The 11,897-nt window shown below is 62.9% G+C and carries 10 protein-coding genes; 4 read left to right on the top strand and 6 right to left on the bottom strand.

Annotation, left to right across the window (positions count from 1 at the left end):
* Positions 1-4: 4 nt before the first annotated feature.
* The 3 genes from L0U81_RS22450 to L0U81_RS22440 form a co-directional block, all read right to left on the bottom strand.
* Positions 5-667 (bottom strand): amino acid ABC transporter permease, encoded by a 663-nt coding sequence (locus tag L0U81_RS22450; protein ID WP_233805700.1) that lies wholly within the window; start codon positions 665-667, stop codon positions 5-7.
* Between the two features lie 28 nt (positions 668-695).
* Positions 696-1,346, bottom strand: a complete 651-nt coding sequence (locus tag L0U81_RS22445; protein ID WP_233805699.1) for an amino acid ABC transporter permease — start codon at positions 1,344-1,346, stop codon at positions 696-698.
* A gap of 88 nt (positions 1,347-1,434) precedes the next feature.
* The gene (locus tag L0U81_RS22440; RefSeq protein WP_233805698.1) at positions 1,435-2,262 is read right to left on the bottom strand and encodes a transporter substrate-binding domain-containing protein; all 828 of its coding nucleotides are present in this window, start codon (positions 2,260-2,262) and stop codon (positions 1,435-1,437) included.
* 238 nt (positions 2,263-2,500) lie between these two features.
* Here L0U81_RS22440 and L0U81_RS22435 point away from each other — a divergent pair, with 238 nt between their 5' ends.
* On the top strand, positions 2,501-3,475 hold the full coding sequence (locus L0U81_RS22435; RefSeq protein WP_233805697.1) for an isopenicillin N synthase family dioxygenase: 975 nt from the start codon (positions 2,501-2,503) through the stop codon (positions 3,473-3,475).
* A gap of 11 nt (positions 3,476-3,486) precedes the next feature.
* The gene (locus tag L0U81_RS22430) at positions 3,487-4,911 is read left to right on the top strand and encodes an FAD-binding oxidoreductase (protein WP_233805696.1); all 1,425 of its coding nucleotides are present in this window, start codon (positions 3,487-3,489) and stop codon (positions 4,909-4,911) included.
* A 123-nt stretch (positions 4,912-5,034) separates the two neighbouring features.
* Here the strand turns inward: L0U81_RS22430 and L0U81_RS22425 are convergent, their stop codons facing one another.
* Positions 5,035-5,379: a hypothetical protein gene (locus tag L0U81_RS22425; protein WP_233805695.1), complete on the bottom strand. Its 345-nt coding sequence runs from the start codon at positions 5,377-5,379 to the stop codon at positions 5,035-5,037.
* 415 nt (positions 5,380-5,794) lie between these two features.
* On the opposite strand from L0U81_RS22425, the gene L0U81_RS22420 reads away from it, so the two are divergent.
* On the top strand, positions 5,795-6,631 hold the full coding sequence (locus L0U81_RS22420; RefSeq protein ID WP_233805694.1) for an RNase A-like domain-containing protein: 837 nt from the start codon (positions 5,795-5,797) through the stop codon (positions 6,629-6,631).
* A gap of 6 nt (positions 6,632-6,637) precedes the next feature.
* Positions 6,638-6,931: a contact-dependent growth inhibition system immunity protein gene (locus L0U81_RS22415; protein WP_233805693.1), complete on the top strand. Its 294-nt coding sequence runs from the start codon at positions 6,638-6,640 to the stop codon at positions 6,929-6,931.
* A gap of 544 nt (positions 6,932-7,475) precedes the next feature.
* Here L0U81_RS22415 and L0U81_RS22410 read toward each other — a convergent pair.
* Entirely contained in the window at positions 7,476-8,258 is a 783-nt protein-coding gene (locus L0U81_RS22410) for a substrate-binding domain-containing protein (protein WP_233805692.1), read from the bottom strand.
* Positions 8,259-8,377: 119 nt separating this feature from the next.
* Positions 8,378-11,794: an alpha/beta fold hydrolase gene (locus tag L0U81_RS22405; protein WP_233805691.1), complete on the bottom strand. Its 3,417-nt coding sequence runs from the start codon at positions 11,792-11,794 to the stop codon at positions 8,378-8,380.
* Between the last annotated feature and the right edge of the window lie 103 nt (positions 11,795-11,897).

Below are 11,897 nucleotides of genomic sequence, written 5' to 3'. Positions count from 1 at the left end.
GGAATCATGCCATGAAGCGTGCGAGGCGGGCTTCGGCCCACATGCCCGCGCGCGAGGTCAGCTCGACCAGCGCGAGGTAGCACACGCACAGCACCAGCAGGGTTTCGACGAAAGCGAAGGTGGCCGAGCCGATGCCGGTCAGCACGAACGTCAGCTCGGGCACGGTGACGATCGACAGCACAGCCGTTTCCTTGCTCAGCACGATGATCAGATTGGTCAGCGCGGGCACGATCAGTACCAGCATCTGCGGCGCCTGGATGCGCAGGATCGCCTGCCAGCGCGTGAGTCCGAGACACGACGCCGCTTCGAGATGGCCTTTCGGCACTGACTGGAAGCCGGAGCGGAATGCCTCGGCGAAATACGCGCTGCCATAAAGGCCGAGGCCGACGATGCCAGCCGTCAGCGGTTCGAGTGTGAGGCCGATCGACGGGCCGCCGTAGTAGAGCAGAAACAGTTGCACGAGAAACGGCGTGCCGCGCAGCAGTTCGATATAGACGCGCAGCGCGACGCGCAGCCAGCGTCCACAGAACAGTTGCAGCACCGCGATCAGGAAGCCGATCACGAGACCGATCGCGACGCCCCCGGCCCACGTGCCGAGCGTCGTCGCGAGACCGGCGGCGATCGGCTGCAGGTTGTGCGTGATGACGGTCGGGTCGAACGTTTGCATGGCGGAGTAGATGTGCGCTTGGGATCGGTCAGGCGTGCTGCAAACGGTGCTCGGCCGCATGCGCGACGAGCGCGAGCGCACCACAGATCATGAAGTAGATGAGCCCGGCTGCGACATACGCTTCGAGCGGCCGGTAAGTGCTCGCGGCGATGTTCTGCGCGGTGCGCGTCAACTCCGCGACGCCGACCACCGAGATCAGCGAAGAAGCCTTGATCAGCAGCACCATTTCATTGACGAGCGACGGCAGCGTCAAACGGAATGCCTGCGGCACCAGAATGCGCCGCAGCGTATCGAGCGACGATAGACCGAGCATGCGCGCGGCTTCGAGATGTCCGGGCGGAATGCTCAGAAAGCCGCCGCGCAGAATTTCCGCGATATACGAGGCCGAGCACAGTGACACTGTGCTGATCGCAGCGACGATCGGCGACACGTTGATGCCGGCGAATGGCAGCAGGTAGTACACGAGCAGCAGCTGCACGAGCATCGGCACGCCGCGAAAGAAGAACACATAGGCGCCGCCTGCGAGACGCGCGGCACGATGCCGTGACAGCCGCGCGCTGCACACGCCGATGCCGACGAAAAAGCCGATCACGAGCCCCGTCAGCGAAATGCCGACGGTGGCGAGCGCCGCATGCAACAACAGCGGCAGACCCTGAACGAAGACGGTCGTGTTGAACATGGATCGCGGCCGATGGAGCGGGGAGGGCGACGCACGCTGCGCTATGGCGACACTATTGCGCAGCGCGTGACGCCTACGTCAAAGACGCTCAGTAATTCGGCGTGGGCTGCGTGGCCGGCATCTCCATCGCGACACCGAACCACTTCTTCTGCAACGCGGCGAGGCGGCCGTCCTTCTGCATCTTCACGAGCGCGGTGTCGAACGCGTCGGCGAGCGGCTTGCTGTCGGCGTCCTTACGCAGTGCATAGGCGAAGTACACCTTCGCGCCGAACGGCGGCTGCACGACCGCGAACGTATCGGGGCGTTGCTTCGCCACATACGCGATATTGGTCATCGAGTTCGCGACCGCGACGATGCGGCCCGCCGCGAGGTCGGCGTAAGCCTGATTGTTGTCGACGTACTCGCGAATTTCAGGCTGCTTCGGCAGCGTGGCCGCGTAGCTCTTCAGCTGATCGAGCTGCGCGCTGCCCTTGCCCGCGCCGACCGCTTTGCCCGCGATATCCGCCGATTGCTTGATCGATGCATCGTTCGCGCGCTTGAGCAGCGCGTCGGTTGCATCGGCGATGGGCAACGTGTACGTGTAGCGTTCCATGCGCGCCTTCGTGACCGTCAGCGGGCCGCCCACCATGTCGAACTTGCCCGCTTCGAGACCGGGCAGCACGCTCGGCCACGGCAGATCGATGAAGCGCACCTTCACGCCGATTTCCTTGCCGACCTCCGCGAACAGGTCCTTGTTGAAGCCCGCCTGCTGACCGTTCTCGAGGAAATCGAACGGCGCGAACTGCATTTCGGTACCGACCACCAGTTCGCCGGCTTTCTTCACTTTGGCGAGCTGGTCTTCGGCGTGGGCGGCCACGCTTGCCGCGCACAGCGCCAGCATGACCAGACGAGACTTCCAGCCTGCAAGGATACGCATGAGGTTCTCCGGGAGCGAAGATGGATTGGGTTGCCGGGTGTTGAAGGTTCTGTGCGGAATCCGCCGCGCCGGCTGCGCGTTGCGGTTCATGCGGGGCAGTATATACCGCGCTTCCGGCGAAAAATAAATGCTCGTGCGAGTAGAGAAAAGCCCTGATTTCGCGGTGCGCGAAGCAACTTGCGGCGATGCTTTTGGCGGTATATACAACTGCAATACCGATGCTTGAAGGAGCAGCGCGATGCCCGTGACCCGCATTCCGATCATCGATCTGGCCGGCGTACGCGCGGGCGATCCGCAAGCGCTGCGACGCGTCGCAACGGAAATTCATGAAGCGTGTACGACGATCGGCTTTTTTTACATCATCAATCACGGCGTACCGCAAGCGACGATCGATGCCGCCGCGCAGGCCGCGCGCACGTTCTTCGCGTTTCCGGTCGACACCAAGCGCCGCGCGGCGGTCAATCGTCGGCATCGTGGCTTCAATGCGCTTGGCGACGCGACGATGTACCAGGCGAAGCGGCCCGATTACAAGGAATTCTTCAGCATCGGTCTCGAACTGCCGGAAGACGATCCTGATGTGGTGGCCGGGCAAGCACTGCGCGGACCGAACAACTGGCCGGACTTCATGCCCGAGCTAAGGCCGGTGCTGTATGACTATTACGAGGCGGTCGGCGCGTGCGGTGCCGATCTGCTGCGCGCGGTCGCCGTGAGCCTCGGCATCGACGCAGATTTCTTCGCGCCGCGCTACACCAAGCGCATGCAGCGCACGCAGATGGTCTATTACCCGCCGCAGCCGCCGCAATCGGATGAAGATCAGTTCGGCGTCGCGCCGCATACCGACTACGGCTGCATCACGCTGCTGTGGCAGGATCAGGTCGGCGGCCTGCAGGTGCGCGAAATCGCCAACGATACGTGGGTCGATGCGCCACCCGTCGAAGGCAGCTTCGTCGTCAATGTCGGCGATCTGCTCGCACGCTGGACCAATGACCGCTTCCGCTCGACGCTGCATCGCGTGATCAATGCGTCGAGGCGCGAGCGCTATTCGATCGCGACGTTCTACGATCCGACCTATGGCGCGCTCGTCGATCCGCGCGAGCTTGGCGCAAGCGACGCGCACAGCAAATATCAGCCGGTCGCCGCGGGCGACTATATTCTCGGCCGCATCAACGATTCGATGGGCTATCGCAAGAAACTCGCCGCGACGGCACCGTAAGGAACCCCTGCATGACAGAGCACGGCGTCACTGAAGCCGGAACGACTACGACCGAACCGCTCGCGACGACACTCGACGCCTTGCGCGCCGCGCTCGGCGCCGACGCGGTGCGCGTCGGTGAACAGATCGGCGAACACGCGATGACCGACTGGACGCGTCACCAGCCGACGCGTCCGGCGGCGCTGCTGTTGCCGCGCACGACCGACGAAGTATCGCGCGCGCTCGCGATTTGCCACGCCGCGCATCAGCCCGTGGTGCCGCAAGGCGGCATGACCGGACTGGCCGGCGGCGCGATCGCGCGTGCCACCGATATCGCGTTGTCGCTCGAACGACTGAGCGGGGTGGAAGAACTGGACGCCGCGTCGGCCACGCTGACCGTGCGCGCCGGCACCACGTTACAGACCGCGCAGGAAGCCGCCGAAGCAGCGGGCCTCGAACTCGCGCTCGATCTCGGCGCGCGCGGGTCGTGCCAGATCGGCGGCAATCTCGCCACCAACGCGGGCGGTAATCGCGTGATCCAGTCCGGCACCGCGCGCGACCAGGTGCTTGGGCTCGAAGTGGTGCTTGCCAATGGCGACGTGCTCAGTTCGCTCGGCAAGATGGTCAAGAACAACACCGGCTACGACCTGAAGCACTGGTTCATCGGTTCGGAGGGCACGCTTGGCGTGATCACGCGCGCGGTGTTGCGGCTGCATCCGCGGCGCGCGGCGCGCCATACGGCGCTCGTCGCGCTCGACGATTACGATGCCGCGGTGAGCCTGCTGCGCCGTCTCGCGACGCGTTTCGGCAACGACATCGGCGCGTTCGAGATCATGTGGCCGGACTTCTACGACTTCGGCGTGAAGCTGACGGGCGCGCGCTCGCCGTTCGAGGCCGCTCATCCGCTCTATGCGCTGATCGAGCACGCGGGCTTCGATGCCGACGACGCTGGCGAACGCTTCGCGCAAGTGTTGACCGATGCGCTCGAAGCGGGCGCGCTGCGCGACGCGGTGATCGCGCAGTCGGTCGGTGATGTGCGCGCACTGTGGGCGATTCGCGAGTGCACGGCGGAGTTTCCAATCAGGCTCGATCCGATCAACTTCGACGTGAGTCTGCCGATCGGCGAAATCGGCGCGTTCGTCGAGCGTTGCCGCGCGGCGCTCGATCAGCGCTGGCCCGGTAACGAATCGTATTTCTTCGGGCATATCGGCGATTCGAATCTGCATGTGACCGTCGATGGCCGCTCGATTCCCGGCGTCGATCATCACGCGGTCTATGCGTTCGTCTACGAGATGCTGAGACCGTTGCGCGGGTCGGTGTCGGCGGAGCATGGCATCGGTTCGCTCAAGCGCGAGTTCCTGCCGATTTCGCGCTCGCCGGCCGAGCTTGCCGCGATGATGGCGATCAAGCGTGCGCTCGATCCGCACGGCATTTTGAATCCGGGGAAGTTGTTCTGAATCTGGTTGAGGCGGCGGGCTGCCAAAATTCGTTCCGCAATTTTCCGCGCCGCTCCGTAGAACTAAGCGATATCAAGAACTTGCCGCCATTTTGCTACCGCAACAGGTTGCAAACTTCCAGCGCTATCCGCCATTCGGCGATGGGCTGAACGATGGGCTCCCAAATTCAAACAGGGTGGAGCCACGCGCGCCGCCTTGCTGTTCCTGATACTGACGGCGGCGCGAAGCGGCGAAGTTCGCAGCGCGATATGGAATGAGTTCGACCTCGAAGCAAGCATCTGGACCATTCCAGGCGAACGGATGGAAGCAAAAGGAACGCACCGCGTTGCTCTGCCTACCCCGGCGCTTGAACTCATAAAAAGGCTGAAGCAATAGAAGTTGCGCGAAACGCTTGTATTTGTCTCGCCGCACGGAAAAGTTGTCAGTGACATCGTGCTCACGTCCTTCCAGCATCAAGTGGAAGCGCAAAGCGACACACCTGGGCGCGCCTGGCAACGGCACACGGCTTTCGTCCCGGCTTCCGCGATTGGGCCAGCGAACACAGCTATGCGCGCGACCTCGCCGAGCGCGCGCTCGCGCATACCGTCGCGTACAAGGTCGAAGCGGCCTATCACTGCACTGATTTGCTGGAACAGCGCCGCCCGCTTATGGAAGCGTGGGCGCAGCACGTCTACCCATTGGGCTGACTGCGCAAAAACGCCGATGTGCTGGACAGAACCGGCATTATTCCGCCTGTCCCTCCGTGCCACGGCGTGCTTCCCGGCGTTAAAAAAGTTGACGTTTGTTGACACAGCTGAAGCCTAAAATCATCCATCGCCCATTCCCTGTCCCTGTAGTCGCCTGCTAGGTTGACTCTCCCCCAACAACTACAGAGGGATTCGGAATGTCGTATCAAAAGGATTCGGACGGCGTGCGCGTGGTGCTCAGCGCGCCGCAACTCGCGGCAGTGCTGACCCGCCGGTCGATCAGCCAGACGGAGATGCTCTCCAACCGGCTATGGGGCGGGTTGCAACTCGTCGGCGGTCTGCTGGAAATGGTCGGAGCCGCGGCGCTGTGTGTGATGCCAGAACCGACGATGGCGAGCAAGGCCGGGTGCATTGTGTTCGGCGCACATGGTTCTGACTCGGCGGCGGCGGGCCTGCGTCAGGTGTGGACAGGGCGCGATACAGCCACCCTCACCCAGCAGGGCACGACGAAGCTGGCCGAGGCGATGAAGGCCGATCCCGACATGGCGAACAATATCGGCCTGTCGCTCGATATGGTCGTGCCGTTCGGCTTTGCCGGTTCAATGAAGGCAGCACGCGTGGCAAGCGTCTCGATGGGGCGAATCAACTTGATGCGGCACGAAGCGAAGGACGGAAGCGGGATTGGAGGACATACAATCCGGAAGCACGTCGGAATAAATAGGGCATGGCTGCAAGCAAGACTGGCACGCGAACCCCGACGCGAAATGGTGAGTTCATTCCCCAACTTGGAAACCGCCGAACGGGCTATTTCTCAGGTAATGCAACAAAACGTAGCGACGATCCGGGTATGGGCACAGGCGAGCAATGGTTCAAAGAGACTTTCTTTGATTGGTGAAACTGGACACACTGTAGGGTACGGGTTGGTCAGGGAGACCGGACAGATGATTGAACTTAGCAAAGTCCAGATGTTCTTGCGGAAGGAACAATACAACGATATGCCATTTTATATCATCACTGCTTATTTGATAAAATAAATTCAAATGGAACAGCCAGACAAATACCCGGAACTTTCGAATTTTATTCGAAATTATTTTGGCGAGGACTTTGATTTGTGGGGAAATTCAATAGAGGAAATATTCGCCTTATACAGAAATGAAAGCGAACCGGCAGCGCGCTCAATGTTGGAACGGGAAATCGACAATTTCTGTTTCGCCAACTCCCACGACTTGGACGCTTCCTTTAAGGCTGCCTACGGACTTTTCTTTAATCCTGTGGCCTGGGGCCACACCACGGCCTCATTCTTTGACGAGTTGAGACGTCTGTTGCACGATTGACCTGCTTGTCGCCGCACCCGGACGGTTCCACAAGCCGTCCGGGGTATGCACACGTGGCGATGTTCGCATTTCACGCCAGACTGTTCGCACATCTGTCCGCCAGGTTGTTCGCACGCCCTGCCGCAAAGGCGAGCCAGTCGCGGATCGCGTGAAATGTGCAGTGGGGTGCGAACAGCTTCAAAGAGTATTAGCTACTCTGATTCCGCGAGTCCTCGCGTCCGCATTGCAAATGTTCGCGGGAAGGCCCGCGCCGCCAATCTACAGGTTTCCCCGCCGCTGGCGGCACGCGCGCAGCAGTTCACTCACGCGCCGCCGTCTGCGTCTGTGCTGCACGAATGTCGGCGAGCATCCTCGAACAGACCAAAAAATTGAAACCTGCGCAACAGTTGAGAGATTGGAAAACTGCTCCGCGGCTCCTTCCAGACTCAACAGCCCCGCCAGCGCGTGCACCTGATCAACGCGAATAACCGCGGCGTTCGCTTCTCCCGGACTAGGGGAAATGAACAACCTCTCTATGGCGCTGGCGTGACAGAAACGAACTGTTTCAGTGTGCAGACACCGAATCAAGCCCCGTCGCCCGAACCGTTTCCTGCGCGCCCGGCGACGCCAGATACTCAAGCAGCGCCTTCGCTTCCTGCGGATGCGTCGCGTTGACCGGAATGCCCGCGGCGAAGCGCGTGACCGATTGCACCGAATCCGGGATCTTGCCGACGAAGGTCGCCCCCTTCACCGGCAGCAACTCGCTGACCTGCTGGAAGCCGATTTCATACTCGCCGCTCGCCACGACCGAGGCGACCGGGATCTTCGGCACCATCTTCGCCTTCGCGCCGACCTGATCTTCGATGCCGAGCCGCTTGAACAACTCGCGCTGAATATAGACACCGCTCGCGCTGTCCGAGTAAGCAATCGACTTCGCATGCAACAGCGCGTCCTTCAGGCCTTCAACAGTGCTGATATCGGGCTTCGGCGCGCCCTCGCGCACCACCATGCCGATGCGCGAATCCGCCAGTTCCACACGCGAACCGGGCATGACCTTGCCCTGCTTGATCAGATCGTCGAGCGCATAGCCGACCATGATCACGACGTCCGCGGATTCGCCGCGCGCGAGCCGGTTCGGAATCGCTTCGGGCGATTGACCCATCGACGGCCCGAGGATCGTATCGAGCGTGTTGCCGGTCGACGCCGCGAACTGCGGCCCGAGCTGTTTATACGCGGCGGTGAAGCCGCCCGAGGTCATGACGCGAAGTTCGGCCGCCTCTACCTGCGTGGCGGCGATGCTGTTGCCGAGCAGCCCGGCGGCGAACAAGGCCAGAAAGAATTTTTTCATTGGTATGGGTGGGTGAGTGCGAAGGGAACGAACGCGCAATAGCAACCATACCGGAATCACGGCGCACCGAGAACCCGCCAAGCGTAGATAACGCGTCGCGCATCGGCAATGTCCCTCCGTCAATGCGCGTTCAGATAATCGACGATCAGCGGATAGACATCGACCGCCGCGTTCTTGCCGAAGATGCAGTCGATATGCCCATAGCCTGGAATCAGATGCCGCTCGTACGGCTGCTCGGGGAAGTGCTCGCGCAGTAGGGCGTACGTGAGCGCGGTGCTGACCGGCAGATAGGTTTCGTTCTTCTCGCCATGAATGAATCCGATCGGCAGACGCATGCCCTCGAGTCCTTTCATGCCGTTCGCACCGGTCAGATACACGTCATCGCCGCGCGCATCGACGACCTTGCCTGCGCGCACCATCGTCGCAAGGTGCTGGAACACGGACATGTCGTGAATGCCGAACAGTTCCTGCAGGTTCGCATGCAACGTCTCGTTCAGTTTGTCGTGCTCGTAGAGCAGGCCATACAGGAACGTCGCGCGATGACAGATCGGATTGCCGCAGCCTTCGCCGTGATCGAGCGGATAGAGACGCAGCGCCTCGTCGAGCAGGTTCGCGGGCCACGAGTCTTCCTGCGTATAGGCAGTGAGGTCGCGCACGCGCAAATGCTGCATCAGGTCGGGAATATGCAAGCCGGCCTTGATGCGTTGCAACGTGCCCGGTACCGGATGCGCGGACACCTGTGAAATCACCGCCGAGCGCACGCCGTCGAGTCCGGACAGCAGCGACATGGTGAGCGCCAGGCCGCCCAGGCAGTGGGCTAGCACCTGGATCTGTGGCACACCGGTCAGCTCGCGAATCTTCGCGACCGCGGCGGGAATGTCTTCGCGCGCGACCTTGTCCACGTTGGTCGGCACCAGCACAGTCGGCAGTTCGATGCTGACGCGCAGATCGACGAGCCACACGTCATAGCCCGAGGCGTACAGATATTCGACGAGGTTGGTCGGCGTCAGATCGGTCGAGAAGATGCGGCTCGATACGCCCGAGCCGTGGATCAGCAGGATCGGCTTCGAGGCTTTGCCGGCGCCCGGATCGAAGTAGCGCGTGAGCTTGAGGCGCGTGCGGTCGGGCGTGTCGAAGTACGTGACTTGCGGCGCCGGCGCGCGCAGCATGCGTTTCGCGCGCGGCGGCGTGTACGGATCGAAGAACTGCAGCGGCGCGGCCACGCCGCCGTATTCGGTGTACAGCACGCCCGCGAAGAACTTGCCGAACTTGAGCGTCCATTCGAGGCGCGTCTTCAGATCGGGCGCATGCGTAACTTCGAGCGTGCGCTGCTCCTTCAGGAAGTTTTCCGGCGTGACGATCAGCGTCGCGGTGCCGACGACGGGCGCATCGTCCTGCGCCGACGCGCGAATCTCCGTGTACAGCGTGTTGGTCTGCTCCCACAGATTGATCGGCGAGGTGCGCGTGATGATCTTCTTGCCGGTTAGATACCACGTTTTGCCTTCGACCGCGTCGAGCGTCATGCGGTAGTTCATGTTGCGCTCGTCGACGTCGGACTCGTTGACGACGAACAGGTTGAACGTGCCGTCGCTGATCGTCAGCGGCTGCGCAGAGAGGGCGGGGCAGGTCAGCGTGCCGGCGGTTCGCGCGAGATGATTCGGGTTGCCTAGCATGTCGGCGAGATCGTCGGACTCGGCCGTCAGCGTGAATTCGATCGGGCTCTTCGCGGCTTCGCCCGCCACGTTCGGCGTGTAGGTGCCGACCATCGTCTCCGTGAAGAGCAGGCCGATCTTCTGCGCGGGCGGCGCGGCGGCGGTGCCCTGCGACTTGTAATCGATCGCCCAGCCGTGCGCTTTGGCCAGCAGCGCGCAATTGCGTTCGGCGAGCGCGGAGATGGTCAGCAACGGATTCACGCCGAGCGACATCGGCATCACCGCGCCGTCCATCACATAGAGGCCGTCGTGCACCTCGGCACCGGCCTTGCCGCTGAACACGCGGCCCTGATGATCGACCACGCCGCGCTCGGCGTCCTCGCCCATTCCGCAGCCGCCGAGCGGATGCACGGTCACGGTGCGCCGGCCGGCGATCTTCGTCGAAATCGGATTGCGCAGATATTTGCCGCCGAGCGGCTCGGTCGCCTTGATCAGCACGTCCTCGATGGTCTGGAAGATCGGCTGACGTCCCGCGTTTTTCCATTCGATGCGCGCGCGGCCTTTGTCACCGACCGTGACGCGGCCGTCTTCGTCGTCGTGCGCCATCACCAGGTAGCTTTGCGTGTGATTCAGCGCTCCGTGATACGGGCCGCGAATCAGGCTGTCGATCGCGCGGGCCTCGTAGGCCATCCTGTCGAACAGCGACGGCGGCCCGGCCGCATCCACGCCTTCGAGCGGCGCGACCGCGCCGAGCATGCCGACGAGCGCCTCGCCGACCGGCCCGGCCAGCGAACCTTCTTCGATCACGTAGCCGTTCTTGACGTTTTCCTCGTCGGCGCGATTGTCGATCAGCCCGGTGATGGTGGGGCCGACCGGCGGAATCTGCCCTTTCTTGTGCTCGCCCCAGCCGACACCGTTGATCGTGTCCTTCGTGTTGTACGCGAACGCGAGCACGTCGCCGTTGCCGGTGAAATGCTTACCGAGCATCTCCGACACGCTCAAGCCCGCGTCGCGCGAGCGCAGCAGCAGCGCGCTCGAACCGATCGTGCCGGCCGCGACGATGACGATGTCGGCCAGCACGAACAGATCGGGTGCGTCGTAGCTTTCGCGGCCGAGCTTCACGAGCTGGAAGTTGATCTTCCATTGCTGCGTATCGGCGTCGCGCAGCACCGAATGCACGGCCGTGCCGGTGAAAATCTGCGCGCCGTGCGCGACCGCGTCGGGCAGATAGTTCATGTGCGTCGAGTTCTTTGCGTCGTAGTTGCAACCCGAGTTGCAGTCGCCGCAACCGACGCAGCGCTGCTGCTCGACGCCCGCCGCGTTCGGGCCGTCCTTGAACGTGACGGTGATCGGCGGACGGCTGAAGTGGTCGGCCATGCCGAGCGCCCGTGCCGATTTTTCGAGCGCCTGCAGCTTCGGCAGCGGGGGGAAATCGTCGGGCACGGGCGACGGTGACAGCATTTTCCACGCGAGCGCATAGCCGTCGCCGCGCCCGGCCTTGTCGGCGCGCAGCGCGGCTGGCCAGCGCGGGTCGTCCCATAGGCGCGGATCGGCCTCGAGCGCGACGTTCGCATTGATCAGCGACGTGCCGCCGAGCCCGCAGCCCACCACCGCGTTGACGTCCTCGTTGACGTGTACTTCGAGCAGCGCGAGCGGCGAACCGATCTGTGCCTCGGCGGTGTTGTACTGGATCTGCTCGGCGCCCTGCACAGGCGTGCGCGGAAACTCGCCGGCCATGAATTCGCGGCCACGCTCGAGCACGCACACGCGACGGCCCGCGCGCGCCATGCGGCTCGCGGCAATCGCGCCGCCGTAGCCGGACCCGATCACGACCACCTCGTAGTACCTTTGCAGCGCCGTCGGCGCGCTCGATAAGCGGTTCATCAGGACCACCTCGTCTGGAATCGGATGCGGGGAACGGAGGCTCGACTTTGGAACAAAGACGGCGTGCAGCAGCAGCTTTTTTATCGTAGGCGGAATGTGCGCG

Source organism: Paraburkholderia sp. HP33-1 (assembly GCF_021390595.1).
In the GTDB taxonomy this organism is placed as follows: Bacteria; Pseudomonadota; Gammaproteobacteria; order Burkholderiales; family Burkholderiaceae; genus Paraburkholderia.
This window is presented reverse-complemented; position numbering and strand designations above follow the sequence as displayed.

Coding starts and splice junctions, on each gene's coding strand:
- L0U81_RS22450 (WP_233805700.1), bottom strand. CDS start 667: ATGCAAACGTTCGACCCGACCGTCATCACGCACAACCTGCAGCCGATC.
- L0U81_RS22445 (WP_233805699.1), bottom strand. CDS start 1,346: ATGTTCAACACGACCGTCTTCGTTCAGGGTCTGCCGCTGTTGTTGCAT.
- L0U81_RS22440 (WP_233805698.1), bottom strand. CDS start 2,262: ATGCGTATCCTTGCAGGCTGGAAGTCTCGTCTGGTCATGCTGGCGCTG.
- L0U81_RS22435 (WP_233805697.1), top strand. CDS start 2,501: ATGCCCGTGACCCGCATTCCGATCATCGATCTGGCCGGCGTACGCGCG.
- L0U81_RS22430 (WP_233805696.1), top strand. CDS start 3,487: ATGACAGAGCACGGCGTCACTGAAGCCGGAACGACTACGACCGAACCG.
- L0U81_RS22420 (WP_233805694.1), top strand. CDS start 5,795: ATGTCGTATCAAAAGGATTCGGACGGCGTGCGCGTGGTGCTCAGCGCG.
- L0U81_RS22415 (WP_233805693.1), top strand. CDS start 6,638: ATGGAACAGCCAGACAAATACCCGGAACTTTCGAATTTTATTCGAAAT.
- L0U81_RS22410 (WP_233805692.1), bottom strand. CDS start 8,258: ATGAAAAAATTCTTTCTGGCCTTGTTCGCCGCCGGGCTGCTCGGCAAC.
- L0U81_RS22405 (WP_233805691.1), bottom strand. CDS start 11,794: ATGAACCGCTTATCGAGCGCGCCGACGGCGCTGCAAAGGTACTACGAG.